This window comes from Cytobacillus sp. IB215316 (assembly GCF_033963865.1).
Classification (GTDB): domain Bacteria; phylum Bacillota; class Bacilli; order Bacillales; family SM2101; genus Nanhaiella; species Nanhaiella sioensis.
The window spans coordinates 412,428-429,984 of the sequence record NZ_JAXBMC010000001.1; the positions used below are offsets into that span (position 1 = coordinate 412,428).

At 36.1% G+C, this 17,557-nt stretch carries 17 protein-coding genes; 16 read left to right on the forward strand and 1 reads right to left on the reverse strand.

Features of this window, described 5'->3' with window-relative positions:
- Positions 1-157 precede the first annotated feature (157 nt).
- The 8 genes from hemW (at position 158) to mtaB (ending at position 9,930) form a co-directional block, all read left to right on the forward strand.
- Positions 158-1,294: a radical SAM family heme chaperone HemW gene (gene hemW, locus SLH48_RS01860; protein ID WP_320256816.1), complete on the forward strand. Its 1,137-nt coding sequence runs from the start codon at positions 158-160 to the stop codon at positions 1,292-1,294.
- Between the two features lie 116 nt (positions 1,295-1,410).
- A complete protein-coding gene (gene hrcA, locus SLH48_RS01865) occupies positions 1,411-2,442 on the forward strand; it encodes a heat-inducible transcriptional repressor HrcA (RefSeq protein WP_214480323.1) in 1,032 nt (343 codons plus the stop codon).
- 172 nt (positions 2,443-2,614) lie between these two features.
- Positions 2,615-3,175 carry a nucleotide exchange factor GrpE gene (gene grpE, locus SLH48_RS01870; RefSeq protein ID WP_320257144.1) on the forward strand — a complete coding sequence of 187 codons (561 nt, stop codon included), beginning with the start codon at positions 2,615-2,617 and terminating at the stop codon, positions 3,173-3,175.
- A gap of 50 nt (positions 3,176-3,225) precedes the next feature.
- A complete protein-coding gene (gene dnaK / locus SLH48_RS01875; protein WP_214480320.1) occupies positions 3,226-5,061 on the forward strand; it encodes a molecular chaperone DnaK in 1,836 nt (611 codons plus the stop codon).
- A 321-nt stretch (positions 5,062-5,382) separates the two neighbouring features.
- Complete coding sequence (gene dnaJ / locus SLH48_RS01880; protein WP_320256817.1) at positions 5,383-6,507, forward strand: molecular chaperone DnaJ; 1,125 nt, start codon at positions 5,383-5,385, stop codon at positions 6,505-6,507.
- Positions 6,508-6,831: 324 nt separating this feature from the next.
- A complete protein-coding gene (gene prmA, locus SLH48_RS01885; RefSeq protein ID WP_214480318.1) occupies positions 6,832-7,773 on the forward strand; it encodes a 50S ribosomal protein L11 methyltransferase in 942 nt (313 codons plus the stop codon).
- 40 nt (positions 7,774-7,813) lie between these two features.
- Entirely contained in the window at positions 7,814-8,566 is a 753-nt protein-coding gene (locus SLH48_RS01890; protein WP_320256818.1) for a 16S rRNA (uracil(1498)-N(3))-methyltransferase, read from the forward strand.
- Positions 8,567-8,571: 5 nt separating this feature from the next.
- Positions 8,572-9,930, forward strand: coding sequence for a tRNA (N(6)-L-threonylcarbamoyladenosine(37)-C(2))-methylthiotransferase MtaB (gene mtaB, locus SLH48_RS01895; protein ID WP_214480316.1), 1,359 nt, complete (start codon positions 8,572-8,574; stop codon positions 9,928-9,930).
- A gap of 318 nt (positions 9,931-10,248) precedes the next feature.
- Here mtaB and SLH48_RS01900 read toward each other — a convergent pair whose 3' ends face one another.
- Positions 10,249-11,190, reverse strand: a complete 942-nt coding sequence (locus tag SLH48_RS01900) for a Na/Pi symporter (RefSeq protein WP_320256819.1) — start codon at positions 11,188-11,190, stop codon at positions 10,249-10,251.
- A gap of 160 nt (positions 11,191-11,350) precedes the next feature.
- On the opposite strand from SLH48_RS01900, the gene rpsU reads away from it, so the two are divergent.
- The 8 genes from rpsU to SLH48_RS01940 all read left to right on the forward strand — a co-directional run bounded on the left by rpsU (position 11,351) and on the right by SLH48_RS01940 (position 17,491).
- Positions 11,351-11,524 (forward strand): 30S ribosomal protein S21, encoded by a 174-nt coding sequence (gene rpsU, locus SLH48_RS01905; protein ID WP_003152957.1) that lies wholly within the window; start codon positions 11,351-11,353, stop codon positions 11,522-11,524.
- 14 nt (positions 11,525-11,538) lie between these two features.
- A complete protein-coding gene (locus tag SLH48_RS01910; RefSeq protein ID WP_214480315.1) occupies positions 11,539-11,985 on the forward strand; it encodes a GatB/YqeY domain-containing protein in 447 nt (148 codons plus the stop codon).
- A 123-nt stretch (positions 11,986-12,108) separates the two neighbouring features.
- Entirely contained in the window at positions 12,109-13,425 is a 1,317-nt protein-coding gene (locus SLH48_RS01915) for a nodulation protein NfeD (protein ID WP_320256820.1), read from the forward strand.
- A gap of 64 nt (positions 13,426-13,489) precedes the next feature.
- Positions 13,490-14,488, forward strand: coding sequence for a flotillin-like protein FloA (gene floA / locus SLH48_RS01920; protein ID WP_214480313.1), 999 nt, complete (start codon positions 13,490-13,492; stop codon positions 14,486-14,488).
- 24 nt (positions 14,489-14,512) lie between these two features.
- On the forward strand, positions 14,513-14,977 hold the full coding sequence (locus tag SLH48_RS01925; protein WP_320256821.1) for a hypothetical protein: 465 nt from the start codon (positions 14,513-14,515) through the stop codon (positions 14,975-14,977).
- Between the two features lie 61 nt (positions 14,978-15,038).
- Positions 15,039-15,323, forward strand: a complete 285-nt coding sequence (yqfC, locus tag SLH48_RS01930; RefSeq protein ID WP_214480450.1) for a sporulation protein YqfC — start codon at positions 15,039-15,041, stop codon at positions 15,321-15,323.
- Positions 15,324-15,337: 14 nt separating this feature from the next.
- Positions 15,338-16,525: a sporulation protein YqfD gene (yqfD, locus tag SLH48_RS01935; RefSeq protein WP_320256822.1), complete on the forward strand. Its 1,188-nt coding sequence runs from the start codon at positions 15,338-15,340 to the stop codon at positions 16,523-16,525.
- A 3-nt stretch (positions 16,526-16,528) separates the two neighbouring features.
- A complete protein-coding gene (locus SLH48_RS01940; protein WP_214480308.1) occupies positions 16,529-17,491 on the forward strand; it encodes a PhoH family protein in 963 nt (320 codons plus the stop codon).
- Positions 17,492-17,557 lie beyond the last annotated feature (66 nt).

The following is a 17,557-nucleotide window of genomic DNA, read 5'->3' on the forward strand; positions in this document are numbered from 1 at the left end:
AGGTAAATGTACTTTATAATGTTACTTGCCGCAGAAAATTCTGCGGCTTTTCTATATACTCAAGTTGAAGTTAGGAATAGATAAATTTAACAGACAGAGTGGTATGACAGCTTACGAATTATTTAGCTGAACTTAAAAAGGAAAAGGTAGTGATGAAGTGGCATCTGGAGTTTATATTCATATACCCTTTTGTGAGCATATATGTCATTATTGCGATTTTAATAAAGTTTTTTTAAAGGGGCAGCCAGTAAATGAGTATTTAAATTCTTTAGAAAAAGAGATACAACAAACTCTAGAGCGCTACCCTTCAAATGATATTCGTTCGATATTTGTTGGCGGAGGGACACCGACAGCCATAAATATTAAACAACTTGAAAGGTTACTTGAAAGTATTAAGCGATATATTAATCCAGTGAATGATAAGTTAGAATATACGTTTGAAGCGAACCCTGGTGAAACATTAACAAAGGAAAAGATAAAATTGTTATACGATGCTGGCGTAAATAGAATCAGCTTTGGAGTGCAGTCATTTGATAATAAGATTTTACAACAGATCGGGCGAGCCCATCGCAAAGAAGATATCTTTAAGTCAGTAGATTGGGCTAAAGAGATAGGATTTAACAACGTTAATCTTGATTTAATGTATAGTTTACCAGGACAAACAATTTCTCAAGTGGAAGAGACTTTACAAGAGGCATTCTCTCTAAATGTAGACCACTTTTCGGCATATTCCTTAATTGTTGAACCAAAAACTGTTTTCTTTAACTTGCAAAAAAAAGGGAAATTACACCTTCCATCTCAAGAAGAGGAAGTTACAATGTTTGAGCATGTCATACAACAAATGAAAAAACATGGATATAACCAATATGAAATTAGTAATTTTGCTAAGCCTGGTATGGAGAGTGTGCATAATCTAACATATTGGAATAATGAGGAATATTATGGATTTGGTGCTGGTGCTCATAGTTATATTGATGGGAAAAGAATAACCAATGCAGGCCCACTAAATAAATATATTACAGAAGTGGCTAGACATGGACAAGGAGCGACAGAGAGTCATGAAGTAACGCAACAGGAAAAAATGGAAGAAGAAATGTTTCTCGGGTTGCGTAAAATAAAAGGGGTGTCAAAAGGAGCCTTTTTCAATAAATTTAATGAAGATATTCATGATAGGTTCCATAGTCAAATTATTGAGCAACAACGAAAAGGCTTGTTAGAAGAAGATGAACATTATATTAGATTAACTCATAGAGGCATGCTATTAGGTAATGAAGTGTTTCAAGCATTTATATAAGTATTCTAAATGATTGACATCTCGCATTTGTTTTGGTAATTTATTATTAGATTTAGCACTCGGATAGACAGAGTGCTAACAGAGGTGATGACAGTTGCTAACAGAGGTGAGTACAGATGCTAACAGACCGTCAGTTATTAATTTTGCAAGTTATCGTTGATGATTTTATTCAATCTGCCCAACCAGTTGGCTCTAGAACGTTGTCGAAAAAAGATGAAATCATGTATAGTTCAGCGACAATTAGAAATGAAATGGCTGATCTTGAAGAGTTAGGTTTTATTGAAAAAACACACAGTTCATCAGGACGAGTTCCATCTGAAAAGGGCTACCGTTATTATGTAGATAATTTACTGTCACCTCAATTGTTAACCAAGGAAGACGTAGGGAATGTGAAATCGATTTTTACAGACCATATTTATGAATTGGAAAAAATTATTAAAAAATCATCTCAAATTTTGTCAGAAATGACAAATTATACAGCGATTGCTTTAGGGCCAAAGGTCTTTGAACATAAATTAAAACGTATTCAAATCGTTCCGATCAATAGTGAGACTGCTGTCGCTATTATCATTACAGACACAGGTCATGTAGAAAATCGCACGATATCATTTACAAGTTCTATCGACCCTAGTGATATTGAAAAAATGGTTAATTTGTTAAACGAGAGATTAGTTGGTGTACCATTAATTGAGTTACATGATAGAATCGTCATGGAAGTATCGAACTTATTACGTACTGAAGTGGATAGCTATGACAGATTATTAAATGAAATCTTGAATTCACTATCTTTAAAGAAAGAAAATGAGGTTTACTTTAGCGGTAAGACAAATATGCTAAGTCAACCAGAGTTTCACGATATTCATAAAGTTCGTACGCTACTTACGATGATTGATCAAGAAAAAGAATTTTATGACTTGATTAGGCCTAACAATGTTGGATTAAGCATAAAAATTGGCAAAGAGAATAAGCTCTCTGCGATGGAAAATTGTAGCTTGATAACAGCAACGTATTCCATTGGTAGCGAACAGCTTGGATCTATAGCTATTTTAGGCCCAACAAGGATGGAATATTCACGTGTGATTAGCTTGTTATCATTACTTTCTACTGACTTATCAAAGGTATTGACTAAGCTGTATCAAAATAATTAACAGTGGAAATATTGAATAAGGATGGGAGTATGATCCCATCCATTTCGTATGACCACTTCATAGAAAATAAAACCTGTATTCCAACTTTTAATTAGTTTTAGGTGAGGTTTGTTTTATTTTAAGGGAGGTGAAATCATTGGTTAATGATAGTAATGTAACTGAAGATAAGGGTATAAATGAAAGTGAAAATGTTGACCAAGTTGAAGAAAATAAAGTTGATCTTCAAAATAATGACAATCAATCAGATGAGAATCCTGAAGAAACGAGCGAGGAATCAAGTGTAAACCCAAGAATTAATGATTTAGAGAAAAAACTTGATGAAGCAGAAAATCGCACGTTTAGGATACAAGCTGATTTTGATAATTTCCGTCGCCGCACACGTCTTGATCGTGAAGCAGCTGAAAAATATAGAGCCTTTAATTTAGTGTCTGATATTTTACCAGTATTAGATAATTTTGAAAGAGCACTCCAAGTAGAAGCAGATGATGATAAAACAAAATCTATACTACAAGGTATGGAAATGGTTTACCGTCAGCTATTCGATGCACTACAAAAAGAAGGTGTAGAAGTAATTGAAGCTGCTGGGGAGTCGTTTGATCCGCATCTACATCAAGCTGTCATGCAAGTAGAAGATGCTGAGCATGACCCAAATACTGTTGTAGAAGAGCTGCAAAAGGGTTATAAACTTAAAGACCGAGTTGTTCGACCATCGATGGTAAAAGTGAATGGGTAGCAAATAAAGATTTATTACATATTTATAATTTTTAGGAGGTAACGAAGAAAATGAGTAAAATTATTGGAATTGATTTAGGGACGACTAACTCATGTGTTGCTGTGATGGAAGGTGGAGAAGCAAAGGTAATTCCTAATCCAGAAGGTAATCGCACGACTCCGTCAGTTGTTTCATTTAAAAATGGTGAAAGACAAGTTGGTGAAGTTGCTAAGCGTCAGGCAATTACAAACCCAAATACAATCATTTCGATTAAACGTCATATGGGAACAGATTACACGGTAGAAGTAGAGGGTAAAAAGTATACACCACAAGAAGTATCGTCTATAATTTTACAGCATTTAAAATCTTATGCAGAAGAGTATTTAGGAGAGCCTGTTACTAAAGCTGTTATTACTGTTCCTGCATATTTCAACGATGCCGAACGTCAGGCAACAAAAGATGCTGGTAAAATTGCTGGTTTAGAAGTAGAACGTATTATTAACGAGCCTACAGCAGCAGCTCTTGCTTATGGATTAGATAAAATGGAGGAAGACCAAACTATCCTCGTCTATGACCTTGGTGGGGGTACATTTGACGTATCTATTTTAGAGCTAGGTGATGGTGTATTTGAAGTTAGATCTACAGCAGGTGATAACCGTCTAGGTGGAGATGACTTCGACCAAGTAGTTATTGACCATTTAGTTGCTGAATTTAAAAAAGAAAATGGTATCGACCTTTCAAAAGACAACATGGCTTTACAGCGTTTAAAAGACGCAGCTGAAAAAGCTAAGAAAGATTTATCAGGTGTTACACAAACTCAAATTTCATTACCGTTTATTACTGCTGGTGAAGCAGGACCGTTACATTTAGAGGTAAGCTTAACGCGTGCGAAATTTGATGAGTTATCCGCAGATCTCGTTGAACGTACAATGGGACCTACTCGTCAAGCGATGTCTGATGCAGGTCTATCTGCAAGTGAAATAGATAAAGTTATCTTAGTTGGGGGATCTACTCGTATTCCTGCTGTTCAAGAAGCTCTTAAAAAAGCTGTAGGACAAGAGCCTCATAAAGGTGTTAACCCTGATGAAGTAGTTGCTTCTGGTGCGGCTATTCAAGGCGGTGTTTTAACAGGAGATGTTAAAGACGTAGTGTTATTGGATGTTACACCGTTATCTTTAGGGATTGAAACGATGGGTGGAGTATTTACAAAATTAATCGATCGTAATACTACAATTCCAACTAGTAAGTCACAAGTTTTCTCAACTGCAGCAGATAATCAACCAGCAGTTGATATTCACGTGCTACAAGGAGAAAGACCTATGGCAGCAGATAACAAAACATTAGGTCGCTTCCAATTAACAGATATTCCACCAGCACCACGTGGTGTACCACAAATTGAAGTATCATTTGATATCGATAAAAATGGAATCGTTAATGTGCGTGCAAAAGATTTAGGAACTAATAAAGAACAAACGATTACGATTAAATCTTCAACAGGGCTATCTGATGATGAAATTGAACGCATGGTTAAAGAAGCGGAGGACAATGCTGAATCAGATAAACAACGAAAAGAAGAAGTTGAACTTCGTAATGAAGCGGATCAGCTAGTATTTACTGCTGAAAAGACTTTGAAAGACCTAGAAGGAAAAGTTGATGAAGCTGAAGTGAACAACGTAAACGAAGCGAAGGATGCTCTGAAAGCAGCTATAGAAAGTAATGAGCTAGAAGAAATCCGTGCTAAGAAAGATGCTCTTCAAGAAATTGTTCAACAGCTATCAATGAAACTTTACGAGGAAGCAGCTCAACAAGCTCAAGCTCAACAAGGTGCTGAAGCTGGTAACAATGAAGGTCCTAAAGGTGACGATGTAGTAGATGCGGAATTTGAAGAAGTAAAAGACGATAAATAAGCTTCACAAAGTCAAAGTCAGTCATAATATGACTTTGACTTTTTTATAAGGAAGCAGAAACTATATTTAATTCCCATTATGATCAGTTGAATGGAAAATGGCGCTTGTGCTTATCGGGGGTGAGCAAGGCGCTTATGCATTTCTAATTGTCTAGCTCCAGCGCCTATCCCCTTGAGGTCACTTCGCCATTTCACTAGAAGGTAAAAAGCGCCTTCAACTGAAATGACATTAGTCTTGTCGGTGATAAACAAGCGCTTGCGCTTTTCTTATGATAGATGATAGAATTATCTTTATGTGAATGAACCGGGAGTGGATTTTTAAATGAGTAAAAGAGATTACTATGAGGTGCTAGGGATTAGTAAAAGTGCTTCACAAGATGAAATTAAGAAAGCCTACCGCAAACTTTCCAAAAAATATCACCCTGACATTAATAAAGAACCAGACGCTGCAGATAAATTTAAAGAAGTAAAAGAAGCATATGAAACTTTGAGTGATGATCAAAAGCGTGCCCATTATGATCAGTTTGGTCATACAGATCCAAATCAAGGATTTGGTGGTGGTGGTGGTGACTTTGGTGGTTTCGGTGGTTTTGAAGATATTTTTAGTACATTCTTTGGTGGCGGAGGACGCCGTCGTGATCCAAATGCTCCCCAACAAGGGGCAGACCTTCAATATACAATGACATTAAAATTCGAAGAAGCAGTTTTTGGTAAAGAAACTGACATTGAAATTCCAAGAGAAGAAGAATGTAAAACATGCCATGGTTCGGGAGCAAAACCAGGAACGAAACCTGAAACGTGTAAACATTGTAATGGTAGTGGTCAGCTAAGTGTTGAACAAAATACACCGTTTGGCCGTATAGTTAATAGACGTGTTTGTCATCATTGTGAAGGTACAGGGAAAAAAGTGACCCAAAAATGCTCAACTTGTAATGGAGCTGGAAAAGTAAAGAAAAGAAAAAAAATACACGTGAAAATTCCATCTGGAATTGATGATGGTCAGCAACTACGTGTAACAGGTCAAGGGGAAGCCGGTATAAACGGTGGACCAGCGGGTGATCTCTATATTGTCTTTCATGTGAAACCACATGAATTTTTTGAGCGTGAAGGTGACGATATTTATTGTGAAATGCCGCTTACATTTGCTCAGAGTACTCTGGGTGACGAAATTGAAGTTCCTACTCTTCACGGAAAAGTTAAGCTAAAAATACCAGCAGGTACTCAAACAGGAACAAAGTTCCGTCTTCGTGGTAAAGGTGTACCAAATGTTCGTGGGTATGGTCAAGGTGACCAGCATATTCAAGTTAGAGTTATTACACCAACAAAGCTTACTGAAAAACAAAAACAATTGTTAAGAGAGTTTAATGAGCTGGGGAATCAGGAAGCTCCTGACGAACATGATGACAGCTTTTTTGCAAAAGTTAAGAGAGCTTTTAAGGGGGATTAACCCACGATTCAAATTAAACATATTAATCAGGTGGGTTTTTACCTCACCTGATTAATATGTTTACAAGCTGTAAATATGACCTAGACTTTTATTATAACTGTTATATTATCTATCAAGGGTATGATTTAAGAGAACTAAATATCATCAAAAGGTATTCAACAATGGAATTATTGATTCATTTCATGATTGTAAATGAATCTTTTGTTATGATAATATAACTTACTTAATTAACGTTCCTATAAAGAGTAAGTACTCAACTAAAAAGTAACAATTAACATCGAAGATTACGAAGAGTCTAAATAATTATTAATGGAGTTGGTAGATATGAAATGGTCTGAAATTTCTATTCATACGACACAGGAAGCTGTCGAACCTATTTCTAACATTTTACATGAAGCAGGTGCAGGTGGTGTAGTTATAGAAGATCTACACGATTTAACAAAGGAAAGAGAAACTGCATACGGTGAAATCTACCAACTCAACCCTAATGATTATCCTGAAGAGGGCGTAGTCATTAAAGCATATTTACCTGTTAACAGCTTTTTGGGGGAAACAGTAGAGGAAATTAAAGAAGCTATTAATACGTTATTAATATATGATATTGATATAGGAAGTAACAGAATTACAATTAGTGAAGTAAATGAAGAAGAGTGGGCAACTGCTTGGAAAAAGTATTATAATCCTGTTAAAATTTCTGAGAAGTTCACGATTGTACCAACTTGGGAAACGTATACGCCAGTGAGCAGTGATGAGCTAATTATTGAGCTTGATCCTGGCATGGCATTTGGGACCGGGACACATCCAACAACTGTCATGTGTATTCAAGCACTTGAGCGAACAGTAAAGCAAGATGACAAAATACTTGATGTTGGTACAGGTTCTGGAGTACTAAGTATAGCAGCAGCTTTACTAGGTGCTGACAAAGTATTCGCTTATGATTTAGATGAAGTAGCAGTTGCAAGTGCAAGAATCAACACGAAATTGAATAAAGTAAGTGATAATGTCATAGTTGAGCAAAACAACTTATTAGATGGAATTGAAACCAAAGTAGACATCATTGTTGCAAATATATTAGCTGAAATTATACTTAGGTTTGTTAAAGATGCCTATCGCCTTTTAAAACCAGGTGGCATGTTCATTACGTCAGGTATTATTAATACAAAAAAAGCCTTGGTGAAAGAGACATTGCAAAATACTGGATTTGTTATTGAAGAAACAATCACGATGGAAGACTGGGTTGCTATGATTGTCAAAAAGCCCCTGTAATAGTAATTTACTACCCTTTTGTGGATAGAAGGTGTTCAATATGCAGCGCTATTTCATAGATGACAAAAAATACGAGCAAAATGACCAAATAATAATTACTAATGATGATCATCATCATATTACCCGTGTGATGAGGATGAACGTAGGAGATAGTATATACGTAATAGTTGGACAAAGGACTGCGCGTTGTGAAATAGTGGAAATTACCAATGAAGAAGTATTAACAAATATTGTAGAATGGGTAGAGAGCTCAAATGAACTACCTATTAAAGTAACAATAGCGAGTGGGTTGCCTAAAGGGGATAAGCTTGAATTAGTGATTCAAAAGGGAACTGAATTAGGTGCCAATTCGTTTATCCCTTTTAATGCTGCTCGTTCAATCGTGAAATGGGATGAACAAAAAGGCTTAAAAAAAATTAAACGCTGGCAGAAAATTGCTAAAGAAGCGGCGGAGCAGTCTCATCGAAATAAAATTCCAGATATATACGACCCAATGACCTTTAAGAAGTTACTTGAAAATAGTGCTAATTATGATTACAAGCTGATTGCATATGAGGAAGAAGCAAAAATAGGAGAACAATCGGTACTTGCTGCTACCTTAAGCAAAATGGTCGCTAATCAATCTCTGTTAGTAGTATTTGGTCCAGAAGGTGGACTTTCAGAAAAAGAAGTAGAAGAATTACGTTCCCACGGTTTTAAATCTTGTGGCCTAGGTCCAAGAATCTTACGGACAGAAACAGCTCCGATATATTTATTATCTGCTGTTTCTTATCATTTTGAACTATCGAGGTGATGAAGATGCCTTCAGTTGCGTTTCACACTCTTGGTTGTAAAGTTAACCATTATGAAACAGAAGCTATTTGGCAATTATTTAAAGAAGCAGGCTATGAACGTATTGAATACGATCAAACTGCTGATGTTTATGTAATAAATACTTGTACTGTAACAAATACAGGTGATAAAAAAAGCAGACAGGTGATTCGTCGTGCTGTTAGAAGAAATCCAGATGCGGTCATTTGTGTAACGGGTTGTTATGCGCAAACCTCTCCAGCAGAAGTAATGGCTATTCCTGGAGTCGATATTGTTGTCGGGACACAGGATCGTATAAAAATGCTGGATTATATTGAGCAATATCAAGCGGAACGTCAACCGATTAATGGTGTTGGAAACATTATGAAAGCCCGTACTTATGAAGAGCTCGAAGTTCCAACATTTACAGATCGGACTAGAGCATCTTTAAAAATACAAGAAGGTTGCAATAATTTTTGTACATTTTGTATCATTCCTTGGGCACGTGGACTCATGCGTTCACGAGATCCACAGGAAGTAATTAAACAGGCACAGCAGCTCGTTGATGCTGGATATAAAGAGATTGTATTAACAGGTATTCATACGGGTGGATATGGCGAAGATATGAAAGATTATAATTTGGCAATGCTTTTACGTGAGCTTGATGAACAAGTAATAGGCTTAAAGCGTATTCGTATATCGTCGATTGAAGCAAGCCAAATTACGGATGAAGTGATAGATGTTCTAAATAAATCAGATAAAATAGTTCGTCACCTGCACGTTCCATTACAATCAGGTTCTGATACTGTCTTAAAACGTATGCGTAGAAAATATACGATGGAGCATTTTGGGGAAAGGTTGACAAAACTTAAAGAAGCCCTTCCAGGTCTTGCCATTACATCAGATGTGATTGTAGGATTCCCAGGAGAAACATCTGAAGAATTTATGGAGACATATAATTTTGTTAAAGAACATCGTTTCTCAGAACTTCATGTGTTTCCATATTCTAAGCGAACTGGAACACCAGCAGCTCGTATGGAAGACCAAGTAAACGAACAAATAAAAAATGACAGAGTCCATCAATTAATAGCGTTATCAGATCAATTGGCAAAAGAGTATGCTTCTGATTTTGAAGGAGAAGTACTTGAGGTTATTCCTGAAGAGCGGTTAAAGGATGATCCTAGTGGTGAATTATATGTGGGCTATACAGATAATTATTTAAAAGTCATTTTGCCTGCAAATGATGAAATGATTGGCAAAATAGTCAAAGTAAAAATTACAAAAGCCGGTTATCCTTATAATGAAGGCCAATTCGTTAAAGTAATTGAAGATGACAATGTTATTAACAATATTAAGCTTTCGTCTTAAAAGTCCAGATTACGCTGGACTTTTTTTGTTTAGGCCCATTCTCTCATTAATGTTGTGAATTAATTAATCAGCATTTTAAAAACAGCATAGATGTCAAGAAACTATCGTTGCAGCCTACGAAAAACAACAAACAATGTGAATGGAGCTTTTTTAATGGGCTAACACAGCGTCATCATAATATGACTTTATGGTCATTAACTTAACCTTTGATGACGCTGTTCAAGCGTGCACGATTTTGCTCATTATGTAGCTTGATTGCGTATTCAGTTATATCTATGCCATATGATGGTAACAAACTACAATAAAAGTAAACTTTAGTTAAGCTATTTTTTTTGTGCTATGGATTCGAATAATAAATGAAGCAATTAGGCCAGTAAGTGGCAGGGCGATAAGAGAGCAAATTACATTAAAAATAACGCTAACATGAGCTAACTGAACATCAGGAATAGTGGTGAGGAGTTCAGCTATTGTACCTAGGCTTTTTATAAAAGGGTAGAAAATGGCTACACCTAATACATTTAACCAAATATGTGCATACGCAGTTAATTTTGCCTCATGACTAGCACCGATACTAGCTAAGAATGCAGTTATACATGTTCCGATATTTGACCCTAAAATAATGGCGATTCCGGCCTGTAAACTTAAGACATTTTCATTCATAAAGCCCATAACAATTCCTGTTGTCGCAGTACTAGATTGTATAATTGCTGTCAAAAACGTTCCTAAACCTACGCCAAAAATACCACTCTTATTTGTAATCTCTAAAAAAGAGTGCACAGAAGGTATGAGCGATAGGGGTTCTGCTAATTGCTCAAAGCCATTCATTGCGACGAATAAGCAGCCTAATCCAAATGCGATGGCTCCTGTACTAAAAAGCTTAATATTGTTTGTAAATAAAAACAAAAATCCTATGATAATGAGTGGCAAAATTGCTGCTTCTAAATCAATGGTTATGAATTCTGTAGTAAATGTTGTTCCGATATTTGTTCCTAGGATTATTCCAATAGACTGTTTAAAATTTATGTAGCCTGTTGCTACTAAGCCGATTGTTATAATCATAACTGCAGAACTACTTTGCAATAATGCAGTAACAACAATCCCGACTAGAAAACCGCTAAACGGATTTATTGTAAGTCTTTTGATAACATGTTTCATCTTTTCGTGTGAAATATTAAATAAACCTATCCGCATCACGGTCATTCCAAATAGAAATATTGATAAATAAACAGCAAATAATGAAATGATTTTTGCCATTGCCATGTAAATCACCTCTCCTATCACATTGTATGGACAAGGGTAACATTACATGACACCAATTTTGGTTGACCTTTAATACCGATTATACTATAATTGCAAAGTACATGTTTAATTACATGTTGTTTAGATTGTGAGTGGTTGTTTTCGGAGGGAGGGAAATAGAATGTCAAAAACTGTCGTTCGTAAAAACGAATCGCTTGAAGATGCTCTTCGTCGTTTCAAACGTTCGGTTTCTAAAACAGGTACGTTACAGGAAGCTAGAAAGCGTGAATTCTATGAAAAGCCAAGCGTAAAACGTAAGAAGAAGTCTGAAGCCGCTAGAAAGCGTAAATTCTAAAAGAGGGTGTAGTTATGGGTCTTCTTGAACGTTTAAATACTGATATGAAGCAAGCGATGAAAAATAAAGAAAAAGAAAAACTTTCCGTCATTAGGATGGTTAAGTCTTCACTTCAAAATGAAGCCATTAAAATAGGTAGTAGCCAACTATCTGAAGACGAGGAGTTAACTGTACTTTCTCGCGAATTAAAACAACGTAAAGACTCCCTCCAAGAATTTGAAAAAGCTGGTCGTTCAGACCTGGTAGATAAACTGAAAGATGAAATTTCATTATTAGAAATTTATATGCCAAAGCAACTTTCAGAAGATGAAATTAAAGAAATAGTGAAAGAAACCATTGCTGCAGTGAATGCTTCTTCCAAAGCTGACATGGGTAAAGTAATGGGAGCGTTGATGCCAAAGGTCAAAGGTAAGGCCGATGGTTCTCTCGTGAATAAAGTTGTACAACAATTTCTTTCTTAATAAAACAGCACCCAATGATAGGTGCTGTTTTTTAAATTCTTTTCTGTTACTGAAACTTTTTTAAATTGTAAACGTATAAGGATACATAGGCAATTTCTAAAATTAGAAAGGAGGGTCTATAAAATGAGAAGAATACGTTTACAATTCTTTGTTATGATGTTATTTACAGCAGTTATACTATCTTTTATCCCTATGAAAGGCTCCACTAGTGGGGAATTGGTCTATGTCATTCCTTTGCAAGACACTGTAGAGAAAGGTTTATATGCGTTCATTGATCGTTCAATTTCTGAAGCAGAGGAAGCTGGGGCAGATTTAATCATACTAGAAATAAATACCCCTGGTGGAGCGGTGGCTGCTGCTGGAGAAATTGGAAAGCGAATTAGCTCTACAGATGTTCCGATTGTGGCATATATTAATATTCATGCTCTATCAGCAGGTGCATATATTGCATTAAATGCAGATGAAATTTATATGAGACCAACTGCCTCTATGGGGGCTGCAGCGGTCATAACAAGTGATGGTAATGCAGCAGACGAAAAGGCTCAATCATCATGGAATACATCGATGGAAGGAGCTGCGGCTTTGAACGGTCGTGACCCTATATACGCGATCGCTATGGCTGATAAAGAGGTCGATCTTCCAGAGTATAATGCAGAGAAAGGAAAGCTGTTAACTTTAACAGCTGATCAAGCCTATGAAGTGAAGTATGCTGAAGGTATCGTAAATAATCGCTCAGAGCTAACGCAATTACTCGGTTTTGACAATCCAGAGATTGTGGAAACGAAAGTCAGTTTGGCAGAAAATATCGCGAGATTTATTACAAACCCGGTTGTTGTACCCATTTTATTATCAATCGGCAGCATAGGCTTATTGGTTGAGTTATACTCACCAGGATTTGGTGTGCCAGGCTTAATGGGGGCGTCGAGTCTATTATTGTTCTTCTACGGCCATTTTGTAGCAGGCCTTGCAGGAATGGAAGCTATTATCTTCTTTTTTGCTGGCGTTGTGCTCATTATTTTAGAATTTTTTGTCCCGGGGGGAATATTAGGGATGATTGGCTTTGGGTCAATTCTTACTAGCTTATTTTTAGCGACAGACGATGTCGGTCACATGGCGGTATCGTTACTAATTGCTATTTTTGTTACAATATTAGCCTCAATTCTATTATTTAAAGTGTTTGGCAAAAAAATACGTATTTTTAACAGAATAATTCTAAGGGATTCTACAAATAGTGAAGAAGGCTATATAACGAATAGGAATAGAAATGATTTGATTGGAAAAGAAGGTTATACAACTACTGCACTTCGTCCATCTGGAACTGTTGTGATCGATAATGAACGCCTAGATGTTGTCACTGAAGGTGGTTATATCGATAATAATAAAAAAATTAAAGTGATTAAAACAGAAGGAGCTCGTATTGTAGTTAGAGAAATAGTATAGAATGCAATTATAAAATGTTGTAGAAAGTAATAAGAACTATAATATATCAAGGAGGAATATGTTTATGCAATTTGACACTGGAACTATTTTAGTATTGTTAGCTGTAGCACTTGTCATAATTGTTTTAGCTGTATTATTTACGTTTGTTCCAATTATGCTCTGGATATCTGCTCTAGCTGCAGGTGTAAGAGTAAGTATTTTCACTTTAATCGGAATGAGGTTACGTCGAGTTATTCCGTCAAGGGTCATCAATCCGTTAATTAAAGCAGTAAAAGCTGGCTTAAATGTTAGTACAAATCAATTGGAGAGCCACTATTTAGCAGGAGGTAACGTAGATAGAGTTGTGAACGCTCTTATTGCCGCACAGCGTGCGAATATAGAGCTGTCATTTGAACGTTGTGCTGCGATAGATTTAGCTGGTCGTGACGTATTAGAAGCAGTTCAAATGAGTGTTAACCCTAAAGTAATTGAAACACCATTTATTGCGGGTGTTGCAATGGATGGAATAGAGGTAAAAGCGAAAGCACGTATTACAGTGCGTGCCAACATTGATCGCTTAGTCGGTGGTGCTGGAGAAGATACAGTTATAGCCCGTGTAGGTGAAGGGATTGTAAGTACAATTGGTTCTTCAGGTAATCATAAAAAAGTTTTAGAGAACCCAGATTTAATTTCTCAAACAGTGTTAGCGAAAGGTCTAGATTCAGGAACGGCATTTGAAATCTTGTCGATTGATATTGCCGATATTGATATCGGTAAAAATATTGGGGCAGAGTTGCAAATAGATCAAGCTGAAGCAGATAAAAATATTGCCCAAGCTAAGGCGGAAGAACGAAGAGCTATGGCTGTTGCCAAGGAGCAAGAGATGACGGCTCGTGTTCAAGAGATGCAAGCTAAAGTTGTTGAAGCCGAAGCCGAGGTTCCTCTCGCTATGGCAGATGCATTACGGACAGGTAAGCTAGGAGTCATGGATTACATGAGTCTGAAAAATATAGATGCTGATACAAATATGAGAGACTCTATAGGAAAGCTTACTGACGATCAAGATGAAGATGAACAATCGTAGCATTCATGATGGGGGTGACTCCTAATGGAGCAAATTATAGATTTCTTCATATCAAATATAGTTTTATTAGTGATTTTGTTTGGTGTGTTTTCTAGAATATTTAAAGGTTTTTCATCAGGGGCTTCTAATTCAAGAAGAACTTCAACAACAAATGAAGAAAAGCCTGTTATTTTTAATGAAGTGGAAGACATGCATATTCCTCAAACAAGTACTGTGGAACACGAAAATGAAGTTGTTGAGTCAAAAGTAGATTTATATCATCAATTAAAAGAAGTAGTTAGGGAACGGAACAATCAATCTATAGAAAAAACTGAACCAATGCAGAAGAAAAGCTCTAAACAGATGCAGAAGGAAAATAAGCTGTCGATAACGAAAAAGAGTGTTGTCCAAGGAGTTATTTTTAGCGAAATTCTTGGAGCTCCACGAGGAAAAAAACCATATCAGCCAATCTCACACCGTTCACAGTCGAAAATGGGTCAATCCAGATAAGAAATTATAGTGATAGAACCCCCTTTTAACTCATAAACATGAGTTGAAAGGGGGTTCTTTTATTATGAAGAAATTGCGGCACCAAATGAGAAATTGGCTTACAAATAAATTAGAACTACCCGCAGATGTGACGATGGACCTTCCCCGCATAACAATGATAGGGCAATTACACATATATATTGAAAACCACCGGGGATTGCTTTCATTTTCTGATGATGAACTGCGATTATTGTTAAAGCAAGGTCAACTGCTCATAAAAGGGGAGTCCTTTGTGATCAAAATGATTCAACCAGAGGAGCTCTTATTGGAAGGGAAAATCGAACAAGTTACATATATTAATGACTAATTAAGGGGGAAGAAATGAAAAATCAGTGGTTGAACTTTATGACTGGTGTTATTCAGGTAAATGCTAAAGGTAAAGGTATTGAACGATTTATAAATCAATGTATTCAAAATGATATAAATATATGGAATGTTAAGAGACAGGGAACAGAATCAGTTACTTTTTTTATGTTACTGAAAGATGTTAGTAAGGTAAGAAGAGTTGTAAGAACATTTGACTGTAAGCTTTTTTTTATCCAAAAAGTTGGACTACCTTTCCTAATGAAAAAAATACTTACGAATAGTGGTTTTTTACTTGGGGTATTACTTTTTTTTGTCATTATGATTCTGTTATCGAATATAGTCTGGCAGATTGAAATTGATGGAGCACAACCTCAAACTGAGCATCAAATATATCAACATTTAGATGAAATGGGTGTTAAAAAAGGGAAATTACAATTTCTCCTTGAAGATGTCGATGTTATTCAACAGCAGTTAACGAACAATATTGATTCAATTACTTGGATTGGTGTAGAACTAAGGGGAACTACATATCATTTTCAAGTAGTTGAGAAGGAAGAACCAGAAGAACCAGAACAAATTGGACCTCAACACTTAGTAGCAAAAAAAGAATCAGTAATTACTGAGATGTTTGTAGAAGAAGGTCAGGCTATTGTTGAAATCAATCAACATGTCAATAAAGGAGAATTACTAGTAAGTGGAATGATCGGAAAAGAAGATAATACTCAAATAGTCGCTGCACGTGGAAAGGTATATGGTGAAACATGGTATCGGGCAACAGTGAAAACACCACTATCCCAAACAATACATGTACTTACTGGTAATTCAAAGTCAAAGCATCTATTATCATTTGGGGGTGTAACTCTTCCATTTTGGGGATTTGCAAAAAATGACTATAGGAATTATGAAGCATACGAAACAACAAAAGATCTTCATTTATTAAATTGGAAGCTGCCAGTATCATATATGAAAAATGTGATAAGGGAAACAGAGACAGTTGAAAGAGTCTATTCAGTGAAGCAAGCAAAAGAACTGGCAATTGAATCTGCACGAACAGAATTGCAAACTAAACTTGACGAAGATGCAACTATAAAAGAAGAAAAAGTTTTGCACGAAACGAATGAGAATGGTAAATTAAAGGTAGAAATTATTTACACAGTAATAGAGAATATCGCAATTGAGAAGCCAATCATTCAAGGAGATTAAATAATGTCAGAAGCGTTAGTAACGATAAAACAACAGGTAAAAAACGCAAATGAAGCCATTTCATTATTTGGTATTCATGATACTAACTTAAAGCGTATTGAAGAAGAACTACAAGTAACGATTGTAACCCGTGGTGAAACAGTAAGTGTATCTGGTGACAATGAGAATGTACAGCAAGCTGATGAGATACTAACACAGTTATTGAAGCTAATTAGAAAGGGTATTCAAATTGGTGAACGAGATGTTTTATATGCCATTCAACTAAGTAAAAAAGGCACGCTAGAATATTTTGATGAACTTTTTAAAGAGGAAATTGCTGTAACAGTAAAAGGCAAATCAATTCGCGTGAAAACTCTCGGACAGCGTCACTATATCTCATCAATTAAGAATAATGATATGGTGTTTGGTATTGGACCAGCAGGGACAGGGAAAACGTATTTAGCAGTAATAATGGCAGTGAACGCATTAAAAAATGGACATGTCAAAAGAATCATTCTTACTCGACCTGCTGTTGAAGCAGGGGAGAATCTTGGATTTTTACCAGGAGATTTACAAGAGAAGGTAGATCCATATTTACGTCCATTGTATGATGCCCTCCATGATGTTTTAGGAGTTGAACATACGGTTAGATTAATTGAGCGAGGGATTATTGAAATCGCCCCATTAGCGTATATGAGAGGTAGAACATTAGACGATGCATTTATTATATTGGATGAAGCTCAAAATACAACACCTGCTCAAATGAAAATGTTCTTAACTAGATTAGGCTTCGATTCAAAAATGGTGATTACTGGAGATATTTCTCAAGTAGATTTACCTAAAGGAGTAACTTCAGGGTTGGCTATTGCAAAGGAAATTTTGGAGAACATTAAAGGCGTTTCTTTTGTTTTTCTAGAACAATCAGATGTAGTACGACACCCTTTAGTGAGTAGAATTATTACAGCATATGACAAAGCTAATTTATAAAGCTTATGACCCTTGCAAATGATTGTATGGGTCAATTTCCTATATATATTCTATGCTAATGTTTGT

Excerpts from the sequence above, each read along its gene's own strand:
- SLH48_RS01890 (WP_320256818.1), top strand. The coding sequence starts at position 7,814 with ATGCAGCGCTATTTCATAGATGACAAAAAATACGAGCAAAATGACCAA.
- SLH48_RS01910 (WP_214480315.1), top strand. The coding sequence starts at position 11,539 with ATGGGTCTTCTTGAACGTTTAAATACTGATATGAAGCAAGCGATGAAA.
- floA (WP_214480313.1), top strand. The coding sequence starts at position 13,490 with ATGCAATTTGACACTGGAACTATTTTAGTATTGTTAGCTGTAGCACTT.
- dnaK (WP_214480320.1), top strand. The coding sequence starts at position 3,226 with ATGAGTAAAATTATTGGAATTGATTTAGGGACGACTAACTCATGTGTT.
- dnaJ (WP_320256817.1), top strand. The coding sequence starts at position 5,383 with ATGAGTAAAAGAGATTACTATGAGGTGCTAGGGATTAGTAAAAGTGCT.
- SLH48_RS01915 (WP_320256820.1), top strand. The coding sequence starts at position 12,109 with ATGAGAAGAATACGTTTACAATTCTTTGTTATGATGTTATTTACAGCA.
- mtaB (WP_214480316.1), top strand. The coding sequence starts at position 8,572 with ATGCCTTCAGTTGCGTTTCACACTCTTGGTTGTAAAGTTAACCATTAT.
- rpsU (WP_003152957.1), top strand. The coding sequence starts at position 11,351 with ATGTCAAAAACTGTCGTTCGTAAAAACGAATCGCTTGAAGATGCTCTT.
- prmA (WP_214480318.1), top strand. The coding sequence starts at position 6,832 with ATGAAATGGTCTGAAATTTCTATTCATACGACACAGGAAGCTGTCGAA.
- SLH48_RS01940 (WP_214480308.1), top strand. The coding sequence starts at position 16,529 with ATGTCAGAAGCGTTAGTAACGATAAAACAACAGGTAAAAAACGCAAAT.
- SLH48_RS01925 (WP_320256821.1), top strand. The coding sequence starts at position 14,513 with ATGGAGCAAATTATAGATTTCTTCATATCAAATATAGTTTTATTAGTG.
- hrcA (WP_214480323.1), top strand. The coding sequence starts at position 1,411 with ATGCTAACAGACCGTCAGTTATTAATTTTGCAAGTTATCGTTGATGAT.
- SLH48_RS01900 (WP_320256819.1), bottom strand. The coding sequence starts at position 11,190 with ATGGCAATGGCAAAAATCATTTCATTATTTGCTGTTTATTTATCAATA.
- yqfD (WP_320256822.1), top strand. The coding sequence starts at position 15,338 with ATGAAAAATCAGTGGTTGAACTTTATGACTGGTGTTATTCAGGTAAAT.